This is a genomic window from Caulobacter sp. 602-1, from assembly GCF_003931565.1.
Taxonomy (GTDB): Bacteria; Pseudomonadota; Alphaproteobacteria; order Caulobacterales; family Caulobacteraceae; genus Caulobacter.
Genome location: NZ_RRYI01000211.1, coordinates 1 through 274 on the forward strand (window position 1 = coordinate 1; position 274 = coordinate 274).

Here is a 274-nt window from a genome sequence, read left to right on the forward strand (position 1 = left end):
CGGCCCTGGTGAACCTGGCCGTCCACGCGGCGATCGCGCTCGACAAGCGCGTCGCGGCCTCCGACACCGAGGCGCCGGTCGACCGCAAGGCCATACTGGCCCGCAAGGACCTCAGCCGCGCGATGCTGGACGGCCTGGCGGCGACATTCATCACCGGCTACCCCGCCGCCTATCGCGTGGAGCTGGCCCGCATCCTGTGGGCGGGCATCGCCGACGCGCCGCGCCGGCGACTGGAAGAAATGGCCCGCCCCCGGCCCTAGAGCATTTTCCGATA

Annotated in this window: 1 pseudogene; it reads left to right on the top strand. The window is 71.9% G+C overall.

Annotation, left to right across the window (positions count from 1 at the left end):
* Nucleotides 1-260 (top strand): annotated as a pseudogene (locus EIK80_RS26275) (hypothetical protein); the annotation flags it as partial.
* Between the last annotated feature and the right edge of the window lie 14 nt (nt 261-274).